Here is a 22,465-nt window from a genome sequence, read left to right as displayed (position 1 = left end):
GTAAATGTGACTATCTGTCCGTTACGGTACGTGCCGTGCGGACCGGGCGGGGAAGTCACCCGCCCGGCTGTCCGTCCGGTCCCGCCGTCAGGCGCCCGGTGTCTGCCCCAGGAGCCGCTCGCGGCACTCCGCCACGTCGAAGTCGGCCTTCGGGTACTGCGGGTCCAGGGCCTCCAGGTGTTCGAGGAGGAGCTTGCTGACCGCCCAGTTGCGGTACCACTTGCGGTCGGCGGGGATCACGTGCCAGGGAACGGACGAGCAGCGTTCGAGGGCGGTCTCGTACGCCTCCTGGTACGCGGGCCACAGACCGCGCTCGTCGATGTCGGCGGGGCTGAACTTCCAGTGCTTGTCCGGGTTGTCGAGACGGGCCAGCAGCCGCCGGCGCTGCTGCTCGTACGAGATGTGCAGGAAGCACTTGACGATGGTCACGCCGTCGTCCGCGAGGGATTTCTCGAAGTCGTCGATCTGGCCGTAGCGGCTCTCGATCTCGGTCCGCGGAGCCAGTTCGCGGACGCGGCCGATCAGGACGTCCTCGTAGTGCGAGCGGTCGAAGATGCCGATCTCGCCGGGCTGCGGGAGCGCCTTCCTGATCCGCCAGAGGAAGGAGTGCTTGCGCTCCTGCGGGGTCGGAGCCTTGAACGCCCGGATACGGCAGCCGGAGGGGTTGAACAGCCCGATGACGTGCTTGACCGTGCCTCCCTTGCCGCTGGTGTCCATGCCCTGGAGCACCAGCAGGACCCGGCGCCGGTCACCCGCCGTCGCCGAGGCGTACAGGCGTTCCTGGAGGTCGGCGAGCCGTTCTCCCATGCGGGCCATGTCCTCCAGGCCCGCGGCCTTGTCCGAAGGACCGCCGGCGCCGCCCTTCGTGTCGTACGAGGAGAGGTCGACCCGGGCCCCGGCGGGGACGCGCAGCAGTTCGCGCAGCGGCGTCGCCTCGGCCGCGTCCCGCTTCTTGCCGCCCTTGTGGTCCTTCCCGGACCCGGCCTTCTTCCCGGACTCCGCTCTCTTTCCGGACCCCGCCTTCTTCCCGGTGTCGGTCCCGGCCCCGGTCCTGGTCTTCGCCACCACGCACCCCTTCAACCGCCGTGTTCCTCGATCTTCCGCCGGGGCCCGGGTGCCCGCTACTCGCGGTTCGACTCGGCGGACCGCCAGAGCCCGGGGCGCCCCCGGGTGACGGCACGGCGGAGCCCCGGGGCACCCGCCCCGGGGCCCCACCGGCGTGAGTCGGCCGTCAGCCCGCCGGGGTCAGCGGCGCCACGGCCCGGTGACCGCGAACGTCGTGCCCGGGGTGTAGCAGTTGACGTACATCGTCCGGCCGTCCGGCGAGAAGGTGACGCCCGCGAACTCGCCCCACTCCGGGGCCTCGGGCGTGCCGATGTTCTGGGCGCCGCGGGCCATCGCGTAGACCTCGCCGCGCCGGGTCACGCCGAAGACGTGCTGCGCGCCGTTGCCGTCCTCGCAGACCATGAGGCCGCCGCTCGGGGCGAGGCAGATGTTGTCCGGGGACTCGCCCGGGAGCTGGACGTCGGTGGCCGGGCCGAAGACGATCACGAGGGTGAGGCGGCGCGACGACGGGTCGTAGCGCCAGATCTGCCCGTAGTGGTCCGCCGCCGAGCCCTCCGCGCTGTGGGCGAAGGAGGAGACGAAGTACACGGACTTCCCGCCCCAGTAGCAGCCCTCCAGCTTCTGGGCGTGCGTGATGCCCTTCGGGCCGAAGTCCTGGAGCCGGACGGGGGTCTGAACGGCCAGCGGGTCCGGCACGTCCACCCATTCGACGCCGTCGAAGGTGGCGCCCGTCTCCTGGATGGCGGACAGGTCGGGTACGCCGGGCACGCGCATCGCCTGGAGTCTGCCGCCGGCGCGCAGCGAACCCCGGCCGCCCTCGGGCTTGTTGGGCAGGAAGCGGTAGAAGAGGCCGAAGGGCTTGAGGAACGCGTCCTCGGTCTCGTAGACGATGCCCCGCCGGGGGTCGACGGCGATCGCCTCGTGCTGGAAGCGGCCCATCGCGGTGAGCGGCACGGCGCCGGTGCGGCGCGGGTCCACCGGGTCGACCTCGAAGATGAAGCCGTGGTCCTTGGTGTAGCCGTTGGTGCCGGCCCTGTCCTCGGTCTCCTCGCAGGTGAGCCAGGTCCCCCAAGGGGTGGGCCCACCCGCGCAGTTGACGGCGGTACCGGCGATGGCGACGCGCTCGGAGAGGACCTCGCCGTGCCTGTCCACCGTCAGCGCCGTACACCCGCCCTTGCCCGCCGGGTCGTAGGTGAGGCCCTCGATGGTGGGGACCGGGATCTTCGCGGTGACGCGGTTCTCGTGGTTGCGGACGAGGTGGACCCGGCCGTGGCGTCCGGGGAACGCCGACATGCCGTCGTGGTTGCTGGGTACCGGGCCCTCGCCGGAGCGCAGCGGGTCGCCCTCGCGGGACAGCACCCGGTAGCGGAAACCTTCCGGCAGATCGAGCAGTCCGTCCGGGTCGGGGACGAGGGGGCCGTAGCCGTGGTGGCCGAGGTCCTGCGCGGCGGCGGTGCCCGCGAAGAGTTCGGAGAGGTTTCCTGCGAACGCGATCGAGGCGCCCAACGCGCCGGTGCGGGCGAGGACCTGACGTCGTGTCGCTGATCGAGCGGTCTCGGACATGGGGCAACCCTCCTGCTGGCGGACAGGACTGTGACCCCGCTGTGGTATCACGCGGTACGGGCTACCGGAACCACGCGCGTAGCACGTGTCACTCGTCGGTCACCGGAGGCCTCGTGGCCGGCGGGGGCTGCGCGGCGGGGTCCTGGGGTGCCGGGTACTGGTTCTGGGCGCGTTCGAGGAAGCGCAGGAGTTCGACGGGGAAGGGCAGGACGAGGGTGGAGTTCTTCTCGGCGGCGACGGCCACCACGGTCTGCAGGAGGCGCAGTTGGAGGGCGGCGGGCTGCTCGGACATGACACCGGCGGCTTCCGCGAGTTTCTTGGACGCCTGGAGTTCGGCGTCGGCGTTGATGATGCGGGCGCGGCGTTCGCGGTCGGCCTCGGCCTGGCGGGCCATGGAGCGTTTCATGGTCTCGGGCAGTGAGACGTCCTTGATCTCGACGCGGTCGATCTGCACGCCCCAGCCGATGGAGGGGCTGTCGATCATCAACTCCAGTCCCTGGTTGAGCTTTTCGCGGTTGGACAGCAGGTCGTCCAGGTCGCTCTTGCCGATGATGGAGCGCAGGGAGGTCTGGGCCATCTGGGAGACCGCGAAGCGGTAGTCCTCGACCTGGACGACCGCGTCGGCGGCGTCGACGACCTTGAAGTAGATGACGGCGTCCACCCGGACCGTGACGTTGTCCCGGGTGATGCCGTCCTGCGCGGGCACCGGCATCGTCACGATCTGCATGTTCACCTTGCGTATCCGGTCGATCACGGGGATCACCGCGGTGAAGCCGGGCCCGCGTACCCCGCCGGTCAGCCGGCCCAGGCGGAAGACGACCCCGCGCTCGTACTGCTTGACGATCCGCGCCGCCGCCGAGAGGTACACGAGCGTGGCGCCGCCGACCGCCGCACCGGCGACGAGAAGTTCCTCTAGCACGACGACCCCCTTCGATCCGCCAGACATGCCTGGAAAGTCCACTTTACGCCGCCGCGTCGGCGGTACCGGGGCCGCGCAACGAAGGGCCGGGTCCGCCGCGAGGGCGGACCCGGCCGGGGCAGTGCGCGAGGGGCCGGTCAGGGCACCGGGGTGACCTTCACGGGCTCGGTGCCGGTCGTGCTGTGCCGGGACGCCCAGTTCTCCAGCGCGACCCGGCAGGCGTGGTCGAGATGGTGCAGCCCGGACAGGTTCACCTCGACCGGGCGGTCCTGGGGCAGCGCCTCCAGACTGTCGAGTATCTTCGGCAGCCGCAGGAAGGTCGCGTTGCCCGAGAGGTGGGCCTGGACGGGTCCGGCGCCCTTGTCTATGACCTCCAGCCGCACGTGCGAGGCCTCCCAGGCCGTCTTCACGACGGCCAGCGCGAGGCCGATCAGGACGCCCTCGAACATGCTGACGGCGACGATGGACACGGCGGTGACGACGAGGATCAGCGCCTCGCCGCGGTGCTCCCGCCACAGCTCCGCGATCGCCCGCAGCGGGATCAGGTTCCAGCCCGCGTACACCAGGATGCCTGCGAGGGCGGGCAGCGGGATGATCCCGAGCGCCGCGGGCAGCAGCGCGGCGAACAGCAGCAGCCAGACGCCGTGCAGCACCCGGGACGCCTTGGTCCGCGCCCCCGCCTGCACGTTCGCCGCGCTGCGGACGATCACCGCGGTCATCGGCAGCGCGCCGAGCAGCCCGCAGACGGTGTTGCCCGCGCCCTGCGCCACCAGTTCCCTGTCGTACTGGGTCCGCGGACCGTCGTGCAGCCGGTCCACGGCCGCCGCGCTGAACAGGCTCTCCGCCGAGGCGATCAGCACGAAGGCGAGGACCGTGCCGAGCAGGCCCACGCTCGCCAGTTCGCCGTAGGCCTCCAGGGGCGGGGGCTGCAGCGAGCCCAGCAGCCCCCGCACCTCGACCGTGGCGACCGGCAGGGAGAACACCAGCGCGGTGAGGGTGGCCAGCACGACCGCGCCGAGCGGACCCGGCACCGCCCGTACCCGCTTCGGCAGCCGCTTCCACAGCACGAGGACGGCGACGGTGCCCGCGCCGAGGGCGAGCGACGCCAGCGCCTCGGGATTCCCGGCGGCCCCGGCGAGCGCCCCCGGCAGACCGGTGATCTTGTCCAGCCCCGAGGCGGGCGCGGTCAGTCCCGCCGCCGAGTACAGCTGGCCCGCGATCAGCACGAGACCGATGCCGGCGAGCATGCCCTCGACGACGGCCACCGAGATGGCCCGGAAGTAGCGGCCCAGCCTCAGGACGCCCATGAGGAGTTGCAGCAGGCCCGTGGCCAGCACGATCACACCGAGGGCCGGCAGCCCGAACTCCCGCACCGCCTCGAAGACCAGCACCGTCAGCCCGGCCGCCGGCCCCGACACCTGGAGGCTGCTGCCGCGCATCATGCCGGTGACGACACCGCCCACGATGCCGGTGACCAGGCCGAGTTCGGCCGGCACCCCGGAGGCGACGGCGACGCCCACGCACAGCGGGAGGGCGACGAGGAAGACGACGACCGAGGCGGCGAAGTCCTGCCGCAGATGAGGGAAGCGCGCCGGACGCGACCGCGCCGGCTCCGTCGCGGCGCTCACAGCGCCTCGAAGGTGTCGGTGTCCGGGCGGTGCTCCCGTACGACGCCGGTGTGCACCTCGTAGAACCAGGCGTGCAGGCGCAGCCGACCGTCCGTCAGCCTGTCGGCCACGCACGGGTACGAGCGCAGCCGCAGCAGCTGGGTCAGGACGTGGCTCTGCACCGCCTCGGCCACGGCGGGGTCCCCGGCAGCGCCCCTGGGGCGCTCGCTCGCGTGCGCCAGCCAGTCGCGCACGGCGGGCACGGCGGTCAGGTCGTCGCCGCGCACCAGCGCGCCGACCGCGCCGCAGTGCGAGTGACCGCAGACGACGACGTCGGTGACGCCGAGCACGTTCACGGCGTACTCGATGGTGGCCGCCTCGCCGGTGGGGCGGGCGGAGGTGTACGGGGGGACGATGTTGCCCGCGGTGCGCAGCTCGAAGAGCTCGCCCGGACGGGCGCCGGTGATCAGTGCCGGGACGACCCGGGAGTCCGAACAGGTGATGAACAGGGCCTGCGGGGACTGGCCCGCGGCCAGCCGGGCGAAGTCCTGCGGGCGCTGTCCGTGCGCACGGGCGTGATCGATGAGGGGCTGCATGTCGGTTCCTCCTGGCGCGCCTCGACGGCGCGTCGGCTGACAGAACGTGGTGTGGGGGGTCACGGCCCCTGTCAGCAGCGGAAGACCTGGAGTGTCGCGGGGGAGTGCGCGGCCGAGGATCTCGGCGCGCGCGCGTGCGGGCCGGTGCGTACCGGCGGCGGGCACGGGAACGTGCGGCGGTCCGGCGCGGTGCGTGGGGGCACCCCGGGAGTCCGGTCCTCGGCGCGGCCCCGGTCGCGCGCGGCGGCCGGCGGCGCCGCCTTCTGCGGCTCCTCGGTCTCCCCGCACGAGACGACCTCGCTCGTGTGTACGGAAGCGAACGCCTCGGCGGACGCGAGGAGCTGGAGCACCAGCAGAACGGCGGCGAGGGCGGACAGCAGCGCCCGGACCGTCGTAACTCGTGTCATGCGCCCCCCTCCCGCACCGCCTCCCGCACGTCAACCGGCACGCTAGCGCGGCAAGTTGTTTGCTGGGTTAACTTAACGTTGCACCCTGAAGAGGGCCTGAAACGGGCGGTGGGGGCAGGTGGCGGGATACTGCCTACAAAAGACGTTTTACGTTCGGTCGGCGTCCGAATTCCCGTCCCGCACCAGGGGTCCGGCGTCCCGGGCGAGGGCGGTGAGCCGGGAGATCGCGCGGAAGTACTTCTTGCGGTAGCCGCCGTTCAGCATCTCCTCGCTGAAGAGCCGGTCGAAGGGCATTCCGGAGGCGAGGACCGGCACCTCGCGGTCGTAGAGCCGGTCGGCCAGCACGACGAGCCGCAGCGCCGTCGACTGGTCCGGCACCGGCCGCACATCGGTGAGGCAGACGGCCGCGAGGCCGTCGGTCAGCGCGCCGTACCGGCTCGGGTGGACGCGTGCGAGGTGCTCCAGCAGGTGCGGGAAGTCGTCGAGGGACGCCCCCTCGGTGGCGTACGCGGTCTTCGTGACCTGCTCGTCGGAGAACGGCGCGGGCGCCTCGGGCAGCCCGCGGTGGCGGTAGTCCTCGCCGTCGATGCGCAGCGGACGGAAGTGCGCGGACAGGCCCTGGATCTCCCGCAGGAAGTCGGCGGCGGCGAACCGGCCCTCACCGAGCTTGCCCGGCAGCGTGTTCGAGGTGGCGGCGAGCGCCACACCCGCGTCGACCAGCTTGCCCAGCAGCGTGGAGACCAGGACGGTGTCGCCCGGGTCGTCCAGCTCGAACTCGTCGATGCACAGCAGCCGGTGGCCGGAGAGCGTCTGCACGGTCTTCTGGAAACCGAGCGCGCCGACCAGGTTCGTCAGCTCGACGAAGGTGCCGAACGCCTTGAGGGCGGGCTCGGCCGGGGTCGCGTGCCACAGGGAGGCCAGCAGGTGGGTCTTGCCGACGCCGTACCCGCCGTCCAGGTAGACACCGCGCGGCCCGGTGGGGGCCTTCGGCGCCCGGCCGAGGCCGAGGCCGAACAGCCTGCGCCGGCCCGAGGCGGCGCCGTGCGCCGCGCCGAGACCGGCCGCGAAGTCGCCGAGGACGCGCACGGCCTCGGTCTGGCTCGGCTGGTTCGGGTCCGGGATGTACGTATCGAAGCGGACCGAGTCGAAGCGGGGCGGCGGCACCATCTCGGCCACGAGCCGGTCCGCGGGGACGTGCGGCTCGCGGGCGCACAGGGACTGCGGAGCCGCTTCGGCTATCGGGCTGAGGCCATGGGCGGCGGGGGAGGACGACACGGTTCCCCACTCTAAGGGCCGTGCCACACTGCACGACATGCGACGCCTGTTCCCTGTGACCGAAGAAACAGCAGCCCAGGCCTCGGGCGAGGCCCCCGGGGCGGACGTGACGGACCGGGACTGGAGTCTCGGGGAGCTGGCGCGGGCGTACGCCTACCCCGACGTCCGCGGGCCGTGGCTGCGCGCCAACATGGTGTCCACGCTCGACGGCGCCGCCCAGCACGAGGGACGCTCGCAGCCCATCTCCTGCGCCGCCGACATGCGGATCTTCGGCACGCTGCGCGCCCTCGCGGACGTGATCGTGGTGGGGGCCGAGACGGTACGCCAGGAGGGGTACCGCCCGGCACGCGCGCGGGAGGACTTCGCCGCGCTGCGGGAGGCGGCCGGACAGGGGCCCGCGCCGGCCATCGCGGTGGTGAGCGCCCGTCTCGACCTGGACTTCTCGCTGCCGCTCTTCACCTCGCCGCTGGTGCCCACGCTCGTGCTGACGGGGGCCGCTGCGCCCGCCGACCGGATCACCGCCGCCGGGAAGGCCGGCGCGGAGGTGGTGATCGCCGGGGACGGCGCGGGCGTCGATCCGGTGCGCGCCGTGGCCGCCCTCGCCGAGCGCGGGATGAACCGGCTGCTGACCGAGGGCGGGCCCCGCCTGCTGGGGCAGCTGATCGCCGCCGGGGTCCTGGACGAGCTGTGCCTCACCCTCTCCCCGATGCTGACGGCGGGCGGCGCGCAGCGGATCGCCTCGGGCCCGCCGGTGGAGGTCCCTAGGCGCTTCGAACTCGCGTCGCTGCTGGAGGAGGCCGGGTTCCTGTTCAGCCGATACCGTCGGCAGCACACAGGGTGACGGAATGTGTCGTTCCGGTTGGCTTCCGCCGGGCACACTGGATCTCCGCGGTACCCGTGCGGTTACGGGGCAGGATGGTTTCCGCAGGGTCGTGGGACGACCCGTGCGCGAGACGCAGCAGAAGGGGCCGTGCGGCCCCGCAGGAGACAGGGCCCAAGACGGCCCTCGGAGGAGAAGGGCGCCTGTCGTGTTCACAAGCGTATTGATGATCGAGAAGGCCCTGACGTCCGCCGACGTGGAGTTCGTCACCACCCTGCACGGCGACGAGGCGGTTTCCTTCCACGTCCTGCTCCAGCCCCGCGGCGACCAGGCCGACCGGCTGCTGCGGGCCATCGACGACGTCGCCCTGGGCGAGCTGGACGAGGCGGTCCGCGAGGACGAGACGCCCGAGGGCGCGGACGCGGCCGGGCAGGGACAGCAGGCGCTCGACATCTCCCTGGTCGCCCTGCGCGCGGCCGGCAGCGAGGCGGCGGGCCGTCTCATCGAGGACCATCCCCTGGACGCGCTCAAGGGACTGGTCGACGAGATCGACGCCGACGAGGTCATCGTGCTCACGGACCCGCACTACGTGGAGGAGTTCTTCCACCGCGACTGGGCCTCCCGGGCCCGGCACAAGGTGGGTGTCCCGGTGCTGAAACTGTTCTCGCACAGCAAGGCATAGGCTGGGCCCGCGCAGCCGCCGGGGCTTCCGCCCCCGCTGCCGTCCTGTCGCTCGTCGTCACACCGCACCGCTTGGGGAGAACACGCATGGCACCCGGCCTTCCTACCGCCATGGACCGACCGCACTTCATCGGGATCGGCGGAGCCGGGATGTCGGGCATCGCGAAGATCCTCGCCCAGCGCGGGGCCGCGGTGGCCGGCAGCGACGCCAAGGACTCCGCGACCGCCGAGGCCCTGCGCGCCCTCGGCGCGACGGTGCACATCGGGCACGCGGCCGGCCATCTCGCCCCCGACGCCACCTGCGTCGTCGTCTCCTCGGCGATCCGCGCGGACAACCCGGAACTGGCCCGCGCGGCGGAACTCGGCATCCCGGTGGTCCACCGCTCGGACGCCCTGGCCCGGCTGATGGACGGCCTGCGCCCGATCGCGGTGGCGGGCACCCACGGCAAGACGACGACCACCTCCATGCTTGCGGTGTCGCTGTCCTCGCTCGGGCTGGCCCCCTCCTACGCCATCGGCGGTGACCTGGACGCCCCCGGTTCCAACGCCCTGCACGGCGAGGGCGACATCTTCGTCGCCGAGGCCGACGAGTCGGACCGCAGCTTCCACAAGTACGCCCCCGAAGTGGCGATCGTCCTCAACGTGGAACTCGACCACCACGCCAACTACGCCTCGATGGACGAGATCTACGCGTCCTTCGAGACGTTCGTGGAGCGCGTCACCGAGGGCGGCACCCTGGTGATCTCCTCGGACCACGAGGGCGCCCGCGAGCTGACCCGCCGCGTGCGGACGCGTGACGTGCGCGTGGTCACGTACGGCGAGGCCGCCGACGCGGACGTGCGGGTCGTCTCGGTCGTCGCCCAGGGGCTCAAGAGCGAGGTCACCGTCGAGCTGGACGGCGAGACCCTCACCTTCGCCGTCTCCGTGCCCGGCCGGCACTACGCGCACAACGCGGTCGCGGCCCTCGCGGCGGGCGTGGCCCTCGGCATCCCGGCCGCCGAGCTCGCCCCGGCCCTCGCCTCCTACACCGGCGTCAAGCGCCGCCTCCAGCTCAAGGGCGAGGAGGGCGGCGTCCAGGTCATCGACTCCTACGCGCACCACCCGACCGAGATGACGGCGGACCTGGAGGCCATGCGCGCGGCGGCCGGCGACTCCCGCATCCTCGTCGTCTTCCAGCCGCACCTCTTCTCCCGCACCCAGGAGCTCGGCAAGGAGATGGGCGACGCGCTGGCCCTCGCCGATGCCTCCGTGGTCCTCGACATCTACCCGGCCCGCGAGGACCCGATCCCGGGCGTCACCAGCACGCTGATCATCGAGGCGGCCCGCGCCGCCGGCGCCGACGTGACACCGGTCCACGACAAGGCGGAGGTGCCCTCCGTGGTCGCGGGAATGGCGAAGCCCGGTGATCTCGTTCTCACCATGGGCGCGGGGGACGTCACGGATCTCGGCCCCGAGATCCTGGCGCGCCTGTCCAGGTAGGCACAGCGTTTTTGAGGGGTTGAGCTTCATGTCCTACGACATCGAAAAGCCGGACGAGCAGTGGCGCGCGGAGCTGACTCCTGCCGAGTACACCGTCCTGCGCAAGGCGGGCACCGAGCCCGCGTTCACCGGCGAGTACACCGACACCAAGACCAAGGGCGTCTACTCCTGTCGCGCCTGCGGCGCCGAACTCTTCACCTCCGGTGAGAAGTTCGAGTCGCACTGCGGCTGGCCGAGCTTCTTCGACCCGAAGGACACCGATGCGGTCGAACTGATCGAGGACCGCTCGCACGGGATGCTCCGCACCGAGGTCAGGTGCGCCCGCTGCGGATCACACCTCGGGCACGTCTTCGAGGGCGAGGGCTACCCGACGCCCACCGACCAGCGCTACTGCATCAACTCGATCTCGCTGCGGCTGACGCCCGACGAGGCGTGACCCGGGCCGTGCCCGAACGGCGTCACGGCCGGAAGAACCCCAGCTCAGGGCCGTGACGTCGAGCACCGGGGACCCGCCTGGGTGACCTACGGTGCGTCCGGCGCCGCGCCGGGAGATGCTGGATCCCGACCAGCGCGGAGCAGACGCGGCAGAGGCCGTCCGGCCGCCGGGCGGGCACCGTGTCCGGAGCGGATCCGGACCCGGCCCGCACACGGCGGGCGGCGCGACCGGGACGGTACGGGGATGAACAGCGACAGAACTCTGCACGGTGAGGTGCTCTCCAGTCACTCGGTGTTCGGCGCGCCCTGCTGGGTCAGCCTGAGCGCACGTGACCTCCGGGCCGCCGAGGCCTTCTACAGCGCCGTGCTCGGCTGGGAGTGGAGCCAGGGCGGGCTCGGCGACCAGTTCCGCGTCGCACGGGCGGCCGGAGTGCCGGTGGCCGGCGCCGCCGAGGTCGCCACCGCGTGGCAGATGGCGGTCTCCTGGACGCCGTACTTCGCGGTGACCGACGCGGACGCCGCCGTGTCCCGCAGCCAGGAACGCGGCGGGACGACCGCCGTGGGCCCCATCGCCTTCCCGCCCGGCCGGGCCGCCCTCCTCGCCGACCGGGACGGAGCCGTCTTCGGCGTCTGGGAGGGCGCGCTGGTGGCCGGCTGGGAGCACTGGCGCCAGGCCGCCCCCGCCTTCGTGCGCCTGCACACCCGCGACGCCCTCGACGCCGCGATGTTCTACGGCGAGGTCCTTCAGTGGGCGTCCGCCGGCCCCGGCGGCTGCGAGGTCCACTACGACGGGGACGAGGTCGTCCTGACCAGCGGGGAACTCGTGGTGGCCCGGATCTACTCCGGAGCGCTCGGCGCCGCGCCCGACCCCGCCCTGCGACCGCACTGGCAGATCCACTTCGCCGTCACCGACGTGGAGGCCTGCGCCAGGGCCGCCCTCGCCCACGGGGGCAGCGTCCTCGCCCGCGGACAGGACGTGGACGAGGCCCTCCTCAGCGACCCCGACGGGGCACGCTTCACGGTGACCTCGCGCGCGGCCCCCTGACACCCGCCCCGCCCGCGGTGAGCAGCCCGGCGCTCCCTTACGTAGGTGTGGGTGCCGCACCGAGCACGGTCACGGCACCTCACGGCGGCGCGGAGGGGGACCCATGCCCGCTTGGACACCCGACGCGGCGTGCGGGCTCCTGGCCACCGGGCTCCTGACCCTGACCTTCCTCCTCGTACGCCTGCGCCGGGCCGCCGCCCACCACCGCGACCGCGCCGCCCGGCTCGCGGAGCGCCTGCGGGCCTGGGAGGAAGAGGTACGGCACCTGGTCGCGGTGCGCCTGCCGGGGCCCGAGGCCCTGTCGGAGGCCCGGGGACGTCCCCGGCCCGCCCCGGCCGACGGGACCGCACCTTCCGGTCCGACCCCGCCTCCCGGCCCCGCCCGCCCCTTCGTGGACACCGGGCCCCTCGACGCGCGCCTCGCCGGCACCGGTCTCGCGGCGTGCCTCGACAGCGTGCTGGAGCGGTTCACCGCCGCGCTCGGACAGGCCGGGGCGCGCGCGGACGGCGGCGCCCGTGCCGTCCTCGGGGAGGCGGCGCGCGCACTCCTCGACCTCGCCGACGAGCAGCAGGCCGCCATCGCCGCGATGCAGCACCGGTACGACGACCCGGACGTCCTCGGCGACCTGCTCGGCATCGACCACGCCAACGCCCGCCTCGCCCGCCGCGCCGGTGCCCTGGCCGTGCTCGGCGGGTCCGCGCCCGAGCGGCGGCGGGACCCCGCCGCGCTCACCGACGTCGTGCGCGGCGCGGCCTCCCGCATCCGCGACTACCGCCGGATACGCGTCGGCGGGGCGTCGGACGTGACGGTGACCGGACCGGTCGTGGACCCGCTGGTCCTCGCCGTCGCCGAACTGCTGGACAACGCCGCCCGCCACTCGCCGCCCGGCACGACGGTCGAGGCCGGAGTCCGTGCCGTCCCCGGCGGAGCCTGCGTCGTCATCGACGACGCCGGGTCCGGCCTGGACGACGAGGCGGCGCAGTACGCCGCCGAACTGCTCGCCGGGTTCCGTCCCGTGGACCTCACCCGCCTCGGCGATCCGCCCCGCTTCGGTTTCGCCGTCGTCGGCACGCTCGCCGCCCGGCACGGTCTCGCGGTCTCCGTGGACACCCGCTCCCCCTACGGCGGCCTGCGCGCCGTCGTCCTCCTGCCGCCGGCCCTCCTCGAACCCCCGGCGACCGGGACGGGCGACGCCGGTGCGGCGGGGACGGAAGGCGGCGCGGCGGGGGGCCTGCCGAGACGGCGGCGGCGTACGCGGCGGGGAGATCAGGGGGAGGGAAGCGGGAGGGGAGCGAGGGTTGCGGACGTCGGGTCGGTGCCGGGGGTCGGAACCGGCAGGGGCCCCGGAGGCGCGGGGAACGGGCTGGCGGAGGGGGCTGCGGACACCGGGAGCACGGTGGGGGTTCAGAACACGTCGGGCGTCGAGAGCACCGGGGGTGACGGCGAGGTGGAGGACGGCCGGAGCGCGTCGGGGGCGGGGAAAGCCGGGGAGGCAGGGCGGGACAGAGGTGCCCGGGCTGCCGGGGAGGCGGGATCGGCTCGGGAAGGGGAACGGGCGGACGCCGCCGACGCCGACGACGACGCCGTGCGCGCCGCCGAGCGGAACGCCCTGCGGATGAACGCCTTCGCGAGCGGACTCCGCCGAGGCCGGGCCGAGACGGCCACCGCGACCGGGGCGGACGTGTCCGGGGCCACCGCGACCGGGGTCAGCGCGTCCGCGGGGCCGGAGTCGGCGACGGAGTCCGCCGGCGAGCCGACGGCCGAGCCTCCGCCCGACTCGGTGTCCGGCTCCGGTGGTGCGGTATGACGGCCCCGCGGCCGCCGGGGGACCGGCTGGTGCGGGTGTACGTCGTCACCGGGGGGCGGGCCCGGCCCACCCGCAACACCCTCGACGCGGACACGCTGCTGGTCGGCGTCGACGATCCCCCGCGAGTTCCCCTGAGCCCGGAGGAACGCGAACTAGTCGGGCTGCTCCGGGCGGGGCCGCTGTCGGTCGCGGAGGCGGCCGGGGAGCTGGAACTGCCGGTCAGCGTCACGAAGGTGCTGGTCGCCGACCTCGTGGACGGCGGCCACCTCGTCACCCGGGCGCCCGTCCCCGCCGCCCGGCCGCCCGACCCACAGGTGCTCCAGGAGGTCCTGGACGCACTCCGTGCCCGCCGGTGATGCCTAGCGCGTCCGCCCGGACAGCCGTACGGGAAGGGAGCGGTGGCCGTTGGAGATGAACGAGTCCACCGGGAGCAACTCGTCCGGGGAGACGGCGAGTTCGAGGTCGGGGAAGCGCTCGAAGAGGGCCGGGAGCGCGATCCTGGCTTCCAGGCGGCCCAGCGGCGCTCCGAGGCAGTGGTGCACGCCGTGCCCGAAGGCGAGGTGCTCCTTGTCGAGGCGGGTCACGTCGAAGCGGCCGGCGTCGGGACCGTACTGCTCGGGACTGCGCCCCGCGGCGGCGTAGGCGGCGAGGATGGCCTCGCCCTTGCCGATCACCGTGCCCTGCGGGCCCCCGAGTTCACCGAGGTCGAGGTCCTCCACGGCGTAGCGCAGGGGCAGGTTGGCGACCGGTGCCTCCGCGCGCAGGGTCTCCTCGACGACGTCGTCCCAGGAGGCGCGGCCGGCGCGGACGTGCGCGAGCTGTTCGGGATGGGTCAGCAGGGCGTGGACGGCGTTGTCGATGAGGTTGACCGTGGTCTCGTGCCCCGCGCTGATCATCAGGACCAGGGTGTCGAGCAGTTCCTGTTCGCTGAGTCTGCCGCCGTCCTCGTCGTCGCGCGCCGCGATGAGACCGGAGGTCAGGTCGTCGCCCGGGAACTCCCGCTTGTCTGCGACGAGTTCGGCCATGACGGCGTAGAGCCGGGCGTAGTTGCCGGTGACCTCCTCCGGTTCCGCGGAGGTGTGGAAGATGCTGTCGACCAGTTCCCGCAGGTCCGCGCTCCGCTTCTCCGGGAGCCCGAACAGCTCGCTGATCACCTGGATCGGCAGCGGGTAGCAGAACTCCTCCCGCAGATCGACGGGTTCGCCCCCGCGCCCGGCCGCGTGGAGCCGGTCGAGGAGGTCGCCGGTGAGCTGCTCGATACGGGGCCGCAGCGCCGCCGTACGACGGGCCGTGAACGCCTTGGACACGAGGAGCCGCAGCCGCCGGTGGTCGCCGCCGTACGCGGTGAACATGTTCCGCACCGCGACCCACGTGAACAGCGGCCATTCCGGCGAGATCGCGCCGTCGATCCACAGCGGCCAGTGCTGTCGCGGGTCCTTGGAGACCCGCGGGTCGGTCAGCAGCCTGCGCAGCAGCGCGGGGCTGCCGACGGCCCACGCCGGTACGCCGCCGGGCAGTTCGACGCGGGCCGCCGCGCCTCTGGCGAGGACCTGTGCCGCCTCGCCGTGGATGTCACGGCCGGTCGCGTCGATCGGTAAAGGGAGCGGGTGTCCCATCGCAGCCTCCAGGCACTCGAACGCCGTTACGCCTGGGCACGGTACGCGGCCGTGCCCGGGCCGCACCGGCGCTTCAGCGGGCCTGGCCGAATGCCGACGCGGAGATCCTCGCGCGGGGCGGGGACGTCAGCCCGGACGGCAGCGGCCGGCAGTTCACGAAGTACTCCGGCTCTCCCCTGTGCTTCGCCGGCGGGTTCTTCACCGCCCGCTACGCGCCCGTCCGGGACGCCGGCCAGGCGGGCAGCCCGCTGGTGTTCGTCAACTGACCCGGCCCCGGCGGCGCCGCCTGCTCAGCGCGACGCCCGCGGTGAGCAGGAGCACCCCGGCGCCGCCGGCGACCAGCGGCAGGGTCGCCGGACCGCCGGCGGTGCTGTCCGCGACGGGCTCGGAGCGGTCGGCCGCGGCGTCCCCGGCGGGCGTCGTGGCCTCGGCGGGTGCCGGGGCCGCCTCGGTCGTGGGCGGCGCCTTCGAGGGTTCGGGCGTCTTCGCGGGAGCGGGCTTCGCGGCCCTGGTCGGCTTCGCCGAGGCGCCCGCGCCTGCCGCCCCCGTGTCCTTCGCGGCGCCGTTCGCCGCCCGCGCGAACACCACGTCCGAGCACGAGTAGTACGTGTCCGCGGTGCTGGAGTTCTGCCAGACGGTGAACAGCACGTGGCGGCCCGACCGGTCGGCGGGGAGCTTCGCCGCGATGCGGTAGGCGCCCTTGACCAGGGACGGGTCGGTGGCCGTCGCGAACGGCCGCGTGGGCAGGTCGGACCAGGTCAGGGGCTTCGCCGGGTCGTACCCCGGCTTCGTCAGGTACAGCCGGAACGTGCCCGTGTGCGGGATCGTCGAGCTGTAGGCGAGGGTCAGCGGGGCGCCCGCCGTGAGACGGGTGGCGGGCCAGTCGGCGCGCGCGAGGTCGAGGCCCCGGTAGGCGGGCAGACCGCCGCTGCACAGCCGCCCGTCGGGGATCACCTGGCGGTCCCTGCCGTTGACGCCGGCGACCCGCAGGTTGTCCCAGGCGGTGAACGGGGCGCCGTTCACCGCGATCGCCGCCCGGCAGGCCGCGGACCCGGCCCGGCTCCCGCCCTCGGGCGAGCAGGCCACGACCCGGCTGACCGGATCGGTCGGCGCGCCGTGGGCCCGCGCCGGACCCGCGGCGAGGGGCGTCAGCAGGAGGGGTAGCGCCACGGCGACGGCGGCCGCGGCGGCGGTGCGATGTGCGGTCATCCGGTGGGGCTCCTCGGGCTGTCGCGAAGGGGGCCGTTCCCCGTGCAGTACGCGCGATCCGCGCCGCGTGTTCATCGAGGCGGCGGCCCGCGCGCGGACGGGCGCCAAGTCGGGTTCCGGCCAACGGGGTTGACGCCCGGACACGAGAGCGGGGGCAAAGCGGGGCCTTCCGGTGATCGGGGCCGAAGCGGCCCGCCCGCGAGGGTCTTTTCCGGCCAGATCGAGGGTTTCCCCTGTATCCGCCTCACCAGCCGTTTCCCTATCGTTCGGGCACAGCCGACCCACAGGTAACCCCCACGTGGGCCCGCTCGCGTACGGCCGGCCGCCGCGCACGTCTCGATTCACCCCCCGCCGCTTCGAGGACGAAGCGAATCGACCGCTGCTCCGCGCTGCCCGGAGCCGGCCACGAAAGGCAAGCCCTTGCGTACGTCCCCCTCCCGCACCGCCGGACGGAAGCTGATATCCGTCGCCGCGGTGTCCGCCGCACTGCTGGCCGCGACGGCCACCTCGGCCGCCGTCGCCCAGACCCCCGCCGCCCGGGCGGAGACCGCCACCCCCGCCAAAGACGCCGCGGCCACCCCCGCCGAGCGCCTGATCGTCGGCTACAAGTCCGGCGCCGCCGAGGCGAGATCCGACAAGGCCGCCTCCGCCGACGCCGAGGCGAAGGGCAAGGAGGCCGGGGAGGACCTCGACTTCCGCCGCCGCCTCGGCACCGGCGCCGCCCTCGTCGACCTCGGCGAACGGCTCGGCCGCGCCGACGTCGCCGACGTCATGGCCGAATACCGCGCCGACCCGCAGGTCGCCTACGTCGTCCCGGACCGGCTCAACACCCCGCAGGCCGACCCGAACGACACCGAGTACGGCAAGCAGTGGGACCTCTTCGAGGCCACCGCGGGCATGAACGTCCCCGGTGCCTGGTCCACCTCGACCGGCAGCGGCGTGACCGTCGCCGTCATCGACACCGGCTACGTCACGCACTCCGACCTCGCCGCCAACATCGTCGCCGGGTACGACTTCATCTCCGACCCCGCGGTCTCGGTCGACGGCGACGGACGCGACGCCGACCCGGCCGACCCGGGCGACTGGTACGCCACCGACGCGTGCGGAGCGGGCACGGGAGCCGGCAACTCCTCCTGGCACGGCACGCACGTGGCCGGCACCATCGCGGCGGTCACGGGCAACGGCAAGGGCGTCGCCGGCATCGCGTACGGGGCGAAGATCTCGCCGCTGCGGGTCCTCAGCAAGTGCGGCGGCTACGACTCCGACATCATCGACGCCATCACCTGGGCGTCCGGCGGCACCGTCGCCGGCGTCCCCGCCAACACCAACGTCGCCAAGGTCGTCAACATGAGCCTCGGCGGCGCGGGCGCCTGCACCTCCGCCACCCAGAGCGCCATCACCGCCGCCGTGAACCGCGGGACGACCGTGGTCGTGGCCGCCGGCAACGAGAACTCCAACACCTCCGGCTTCTCCCCGTCGAGTTGCGGCAACGTCGTCAACGTCGCCGCGACCAACCGGACCGGCTCCCGCGCCTCGTACTCCAACTACGGCACGCTAGTGGACATCTCGGCGCCCGGCGGCCAGACCAGCACCGGGACCGCGGGCGGCATCCTGTCCACGCTGAACTCCGGCACGAAGACACCCGGCACCGAGTCGTACGCCTACTACCAGGGCACCAGCATGGCCACGCCCCACATCGCGGGCCTGGTCGCGCTCATGAAGTCGGCGAACCCCTCGCTCACGCCGGCCCAGATCGAGTCCGCGCTCAAGGCCAACGCCCGTGCCCTGCCCGGCACCTGCTCGGGCGGCTGCGGCGCCGGTCTCGCCGACGCGACCAGGACCGTGCAGGCGGTGAGCGGCACCGGCGGTTCGACCGGCACCACCTTCACCAGCACCTCGCCCCTCGCCGTCCCGGACGCGGGCTCCGCCGTCGAGTCGCCGATCACCGTCAGCGGCCGCAGCGGCAACGCGCCGTCCACTCTCAAGGTCGGGGTCGACATCACCCACACCTACCGCGGCGACCTCGTCGTCGACCTGATCGCCCCGGACGGCTCGGCGTACCGCCTGAAGTCCTCCAGCGGCTCGGACTCCGCCGACAACGTGAACACCACGTACACCGTCGACGCGTCGAGCGAGGGCGCCAACGGCACGTGGAAGCTGCGCGTGCAGGACGTCGCCGCGCAGGACACCGGCACGCTCAACAGCTGGAAGCTGACCTTCTGACCGCTGCCCTCACGGACGGGAGGCCGGCCGGCGCGAACGGGCGCCGGCCGGCCGGCCCTGCCCCGGTCCCGGAACCGCACCCCGGATCCGATGCGGATGCCCGGCCGGGCGCCCCGGGGCGCCCGGCCCGGAACGCTACTGTGCCTCCCGAGGCCCCGCCCCCGCCCCGGCCCGGAGGAACGCACCACCATGTCCGACGCCCCCGTGATCGTCAGCAGCGACCCGCGCTCCTTCCCGCACAGCGTGCTGGCCGAGCGGCACCCCGCCCTCATCCGCAAGGTGCGGGAGGCCTTCCCCCACGGGCCGGAGGAGCGGCGGGCACTCGACGCACTGCTCCGGAGCGCCACCGAGGGCGTCGTGGAACCGCTCGCGCCGGGCGCCGCGGACCGGGCCCAGTGGGACGACTGGGGCTTGCGAGCCCACGCCGGCCGCTCCTGGTTCGACGTCCCCTTCCTCTGGGCGGAGAGCTACTTCTACCGCCGACTCCTCGACGCCGTGGGCTACTTCGGTCCCGGAGCGTGGCAAGGCGTCGACCCCTTCCGCCCCTTCAAGCTCGCCGAACTCGACACCCCCGAGGCCGACGCCGAACTCGCCGCGCTCGACGAGCTGTCCTCCCTGTCGGCCGAGGACCAGGCGCAGTCCCTCCTGCACGGCTCGCTCTGGGGCAACCGCGCAGACCTGGGCTTCCGTCTCTCCGACGCCGGTGACCCGTCCGGCGACAGCCAACTCGTCGCCGACGAAAGCGCGTTGCTCCGGTCGCTGCCGGCCGGGGGCACCGTGTGCGTCGTCGCGGACAACGCGGGCCGGGAGCTGATCCCCGACCTGCTCCTCGTCGACCACCTGCTGCGCCACGGCCGCGCGGACCGGGCCGTGCTGCACCTGAAGCCGTACCCGTACTACGTCTCCGACGCCACGACCGCCGACCTGCTCGACGCCCTGCGCCGGCTGACCGGGGCACTCGGGGCCGCCGCCGAGTCGGGACGGCGCCTGTGGTCCGCGCTGACCGACGGGCGCCTCGTGATCCGCGCCCACCCCTTCTCCTGCGCCCCGCTGCCGTACGCCGACATGCCCGACGACCTCGCCGACGAGTTCGCGCGGGCCGACCTGACCATCCTCAAGGGCGACCTCAACTACCGCCGCCTGGTGGGTGACCGGCTGTGGCCGCCCACCACCTCCTTCGCCGCGGCCACGGCGTACTTCCCCGGCCCGGTCGCCGCCCTGCGCACCCTGAAGTCCGACGTCGTCGTCGGCCTCGACGCGTCGGCCGAGTCCGATCTCGTCGCCGCCGAGGGGCAGCGCTGGCGGACGAGCGGCACGCACGCGTTGATCCAGGCCAGGCCCTGACCGGACCCCGTCGGCCCAGCCGGTTCCGGGGTCGGGCGCGGGTGCTCACATCAACCGCAACGGCAGGGACTTGACCCCGTTGATGAAGTTGGACACGAGCCGGACGGGCGGCCCGGCGACCCGGAGCTCGGGCACCGCCCGCAGCGTCTCCTCGTACAGCACGCGCAGCTGAAGCCGTGCGAAGTGGGCGCCGAGACAGACGTGTGGACCGTCCCCGAACGAGACGTGCGGGTTCGGGTCCCGGCCCGGGTCCAGGCGGTGCGGTTCGGTGAAGACCCGCTCGTCGTGATTGGCGGAGGCGTGGAAGACGACCACCTTGTCGCCCGCGCGGACACGCTGCCCGGCCAGCGTCACGTCGGAGACCGCGGTACGCCGGAAACTGAGGACCGGAGGATGCATGCGCAGCAACTCCTCCATGGTGAGCCGGAGTTCGTGTCGACCGGCGCGCAGGCCCTCGTACACCCGGGGGTGTTCCGCGAGCGCTCCGAGGCCCCCGGGCGCGGCGCTGCGCACGGTGTCGTTGCCCGCGACCGTGAGCAGGAAGAAGAACATCTCCAGCTCGGGGACGGTGAGTTCGGGGTCGGCGGCGAGGGTGGACATGACGTCGTCGGCCGGATTGCGCCGCTTGTGGGCGGCCAGGTCCCGGGCGTACGCGAACATGTCCCGCAGCGCGCCGGGGGAACGCGGGTTCACCGGTCTGCCCCGTGCGTCGAGCAGCTGTTCGCCCGCCTCCTCCGGGTCCTGGTAACCGATGACCCGCCGCGTCCAGTGCAGCAACAGCCCCCGGTCGCCCGCGGGTACGCCGAGCAGGTCCGCGAGGTTCAGCAGGGCGTAGTCGTCGGTGGCCGCGGCGACCACGTCGCAGGTGCCGTCACCCGCGCGGGCCGTCTCGAGCGCGCCCGCGAGCAGTGTGCGCGCCCGCTCGCGTGCCGACGCCTCGAAGCGGTCCGTGCGGTGCGGCGTGAACGCGCGGCTGACCAGCCGCCGGAGCCTGCCGTGCTCCGGCGGGTCCTGGTTGAGCATCATGCGGCGGATGAACGGCAGGTCGGCCGGGTCCGGGTCGCGGATCTGGGTCGCCCCGAGACACGAGGAGAAGACCGCAGCGTCCTTCAGCACCCGGACGACGTCCGCGTGCCGGGTCACCGCCCAGAACCCCGGCCCGGCGGGCCACCCCAGCACCTCGGGCTCGGCCTGCCGGGCGACCGGGTGGTGATCGCGCAGGACGCGGTAGGCGGCGTGGGGGACCCCGTCGCCGTACCGCCGCGGATCGAAGACGTCGGGGACCTGCGGCGCCTCCCGCACGCTCACACGGACTCGCCCTCGGCCGCGAGACGGTGCCCGCCCTCGCTGGCGGGACGGGGCACGCCTCCTTCCGACGGCCGGGTCGCGGCGCCGGACACGACCCCGGTCCCGCTCCCCTCCACCCGGGCCGTGCCCGTGTCGCCGCCCGTGCCCGCGCCGTCCTCGCGCAGGAACCCCTCGGCCACGGCGAGCAGGTCGAGCGGTGACTCGTCCATCGCGTAGTGCCCTGCCGAGGCCAGTTCGTGGTGCGAGCCGTGCGGATACCAGCCCATCCAGGTCTGCGCCATCAGCGCCGCCGACAGGGCGGGGTCCAGCGCGCCCGTCACGGCCAGCGCCGGCACCGTCGCGCCCTGGACCTCGGCGTGGAAGTCCTCCCCGGCCCACGAGTCCAGCCACGCACGGAACGCTTTCGCGTCGCTCACCGCGAACGAACGTGCCACCATCCGGTCGAGCCAGGCCGCGGGGCGCCGGCTCCCGGTCGTGAAGTCGATGATGGCGCGCCGGTTGTCCGCGCTGTGCGCCGCGTCCGCGAACAGGTCCCACTGCTCCCCGGGCAGCGGCAGCCCCGAGGCAGGCACCGGCGAGACCCCGACGATCCGGCGCAGCCGCCACGGCGCCAGGGCCAGCAGCCGCTGCGCGACGCTGCCGCCCATCGAGTGCCCGACGACGGAGAACCGCTCCCAGCCGAGGCGGTCGGCGAGGTCCACCAGGTCCGCGGCTGCCTCGGCGGTCGTGTACGCGCCCGCCGCGTCCCGGGCCGCGCCGTATCCGCGCAGGTCCACCAGCGCGTACTGGAACGCCGTGCGGTCGAGGTCCGCGAGCACCGGCGCGTACGCGCTCCGGTCGGCGAACCAGCCGTGCACCGCGAACACCTTGTGGGCGCCGTCGCCGTGCAGTTCATGGGGCAGCACGAAGGAGGTCATGGCCATACGGTGGCCCGCGCGCCGCCGCCGGACAAGGGCGCGCACGCGAGCGCACGCGGACCGGCGGCGCGTGCCCCCTGCCCGGAGTCCGGCCGTACGCCGAGCGCTCAGGGCATGCGGGGACCCGGCGTTGCGGCTGGCGGGCGGGG

General features: G+C 73.8%; 19 protein-coding genes and 1 pseudogene. 9 read left to right on the top strand and 11 right to left on the bottom strand.

The window, feature by feature from the left end; genetic code table 11:
• Positions 1 to 87: 87 nt before the first annotated feature.
• From ACFYQQ_RS03420 to zapE, 7 genes are all read right to left on the bottom strand, one after another.
• Entirely contained in the window at positions 88 to 924 is an 837-nt protein-coding gene (locus ACFYQQ_RS03420) for a PPK2 family polyphosphate kinase (RefSeq protein ID WP_355795686.1), read from the bottom strand.
• A 321-nt stretch (positions 925 to 1,245) separates the two neighbouring features.
• Positions 1,246 to 2,628 carry a PhoX family protein gene (locus tag ACFYQQ_RS03415; protein ID WP_355794070.1) on the bottom strand — a complete coding sequence of 461 codons (1,383 nt, stop codon included), beginning with the start codon at positions 2,626 to 2,628 and terminating at the stop codon, positions 1,246 to 1,248.
• Between the two features lie 88 nt (positions 2,629 to 2,716).
• Complete coding sequence (locus ACFYQQ_RS03410) at positions 2,717 to 3,547, bottom strand: slipin family protein (protein WP_355794071.1); 831 nt, start codon at positions 3,545 to 3,547, stop codon at positions 2,717 to 2,719.
• Between the two features lie 137 nt (positions 3,548 to 3,684).
• Positions 3,685 to 5,175: a SulP family inorganic anion transporter gene (locus ACFYQQ_RS03405; RefSeq protein ID WP_356237775.1), complete on the bottom strand. Its 1,491-nt coding sequence runs from the start codon at positions 5,173 to 5,175 to the stop codon at positions 3,685 to 3,687.
• Positions 5,172 to 5,750 (bottom strand): carbonic anhydrase, encoded by a 579-nt coding sequence (locus ACFYQQ_RS03400; RefSeq protein ID WP_356175658.1) that lies wholly within the window; start codon positions 5,748 to 5,750, stop codon positions 5,172 to 5,174. The genes ACFYQQ_RS03405 and ACFYQQ_RS03400 overlap by 4 nt, the downstream gene beginning before the upstream one ends.
• A 71-nt stretch (positions 5,751 to 5,821) precedes the next feature.
• Positions 5,822 to 6,157, bottom strand: coding sequence for a hypothetical protein (locus ACFYQQ_RS03395; RefSeq protein ID WP_356175661.1), 336 nt, complete (start codon positions 6,155 to 6,157; stop codon positions 5,822 to 5,824).
• Positions 6,158 to 6,304: 147 nt separating this feature from the next.
• On the bottom strand, positions 6,305 to 7,432 hold the full coding sequence (gene zapE, locus ACFYQQ_RS03390; RefSeq protein ID WP_388903174.1) for a cell division protein ZapE: 1,128 nt from the start codon (positions 7,430 to 7,432) through the stop codon (positions 6,305 to 6,307).
• Positions 7,433 to 7,469: 37 nt separating this feature from the next.
• Here zapE and ACFYQQ_RS03385 point away from each other — a divergent pair, with 37 nt between their 5' ends.
• The 7 genes from ACFYQQ_RS03385 to ACFYQQ_RS03355 all read left to right on the top strand — a co-directional run bounded on the left by ACFYQQ_RS03385 (position 7,470) and on the right by ACFYQQ_RS03355 (position 14,055).
• A complete protein-coding gene (locus ACFYQQ_RS03385) occupies positions 7,470 to 8,273 on the top strand; it encodes a pyrimidine reductase family protein (protein ID WP_355787665.1) in 804 nt (267 codons plus the stop codon).
• 187 nt (positions 8,274 to 8,460) lie between these two features.
• Entirely contained in the window at positions 8,461 to 8,934 is a 474-nt protein-coding gene (locus ACFYQQ_RS03380; RefSeq protein ID WP_355787668.1) for an indole-3-glycerol phosphate synthase, read from the top strand.
• Between the two features lie 86 nt (positions 8,935 to 9,020).
• Positions 9,021 to 10,412, top strand: a complete 1,392-nt coding sequence (gene murC, locus ACFYQQ_RS03375; RefSeq protein WP_356175667.1) for a UDP-N-acetylmuramate--L-alanine ligase — start codon at positions 9,021 to 9,023, stop codon at positions 10,410 to 10,412.
• A 28-nt stretch (positions 10,413 to 10,440) separates the two neighbouring features.
• Entirely contained in the window at positions 10,441 to 10,848 is a 408-nt protein-coding gene (gene msrB, locus ACFYQQ_RS03370; protein ID WP_355787674.1) for a peptide-methionine (R)-S-oxide reductase MsrB, read from the top strand.
• A 243-nt stretch (positions 10,849 to 11,091) separates the two neighbouring features.
• Entirely contained in the window at positions 11,092 to 11,892 is an 801-nt protein-coding gene (locus ACFYQQ_RS03365) for a VOC family protein (RefSeq protein ID WP_355787677.1), read from the top strand.
• Positions 11,893 to 11,995: 103 nt separating this feature from the next.
• Positions 11,996 to 13,699, top strand: coding sequence for an ATP-binding protein (locus ACFYQQ_RS03360; RefSeq protein ID WP_356175670.1), 1,704 nt, complete (start codon positions 11,996 to 11,998; stop codon positions 13,697 to 13,699).
• Positions 13,696 to 14,055 carry a DUF742 domain-containing protein gene (locus ACFYQQ_RS03355; protein WP_355794847.1) on the top strand — a complete coding sequence of 120 codons (360 nt, stop codon included), beginning with the start codon at positions 13,696 to 13,698 and terminating at the stop codon, positions 14,053 to 14,055. The genes ACFYQQ_RS03360 and ACFYQQ_RS03355 overlap by 4 nt, the downstream gene beginning before the upstream one ends.
• 3 nt (positions 14,056 to 14,058) lie before the next feature.
• Here the strand turns inward: ACFYQQ_RS03355 and ACFYQQ_RS03350 are convergent, their stop codons facing one another.
• A complete protein-coding gene (locus ACFYQQ_RS03350; RefSeq protein WP_356175673.1) occupies positions 14,059 to 15,315 on the bottom strand; it encodes a cytochrome P450 in 1,257 nt (418 codons plus the stop codon).
• 258 nt (positions 15,316 to 15,573) lie between these two features.
• Positions 15,574 to 16,524, bottom strand: coding sequence for a lytic polysaccharide monooxygenase (locus ACFYQQ_RS03345; RefSeq protein ID WP_355795270.1), 951 nt, complete (start codon positions 16,522 to 16,524; stop codon positions 15,574 to 15,576).
• A gap of 420 nt (positions 16,525 to 16,944) precedes the next feature.
• On the opposite strand from ACFYQQ_RS03345, the gene ACFYQQ_RS03340 reads away from it, so the two are divergent.
• Both ACFYQQ_RS03340 and ACFYQQ_RS03335 read left to right on the top strand, forming a co-directional pair.
• A complete protein-coding gene (locus ACFYQQ_RS03340) occupies positions 16,945 to 18,747 on the top strand; it encodes a S8 family serine peptidase (RefSeq protein WP_355786376.1) in 1,803 nt (600 codons plus the stop codon).
• Between the two features lie 189 nt (positions 18,748 to 18,936).
• Positions 18,937 to 20,091 (top strand): damage-control phosphatase ARMT1 family protein, encoded by a 1,155-nt coding sequence (locus ACFYQQ_RS03335; protein WP_355786373.1) that lies wholly within the window; start codon positions 18,937 to 18,939, stop codon positions 20,089 to 20,091.
• A gap of 45 nt (positions 20,092 to 20,136) precedes the next feature.
• On the opposite strand, the gene ACFYQQ_RS03330 is transcribed toward ACFYQQ_RS03335, so the two are convergent.
• Positions 20,137 to 21,399, bottom strand: coding sequence for a cytochrome P450 (locus tag ACFYQQ_RS03330; protein WP_355786370.1), 1,263 nt, complete (start codon positions 21,397 to 21,399; stop codon positions 20,137 to 20,139).
• A gap of 146 nt (positions 21,400 to 21,545) precedes the next feature.
• Positions 21,546 to 22,316, bottom strand: a pseudogene (locus ACFYQQ_RS03325) (alpha/beta fold hydrolase); the annotation flags it as partial.
• Positions 22,317 to 22,465 lie beyond the last annotated feature (149 nt).

It is taken from the genome of Streptomyces sp. NPDC005496 (assembly GCF_042872045.1).
Lineage (GTDB): Bacteria > Actinomycetota > Actinomycetes > Streptomycetales > Streptomycetaceae > Streptomyces.
The sequence above is the reverse complement of the archived record's forward strand: the minus strand, read 5'-3'. Positions and strand labels throughout refer to the sequence as shown.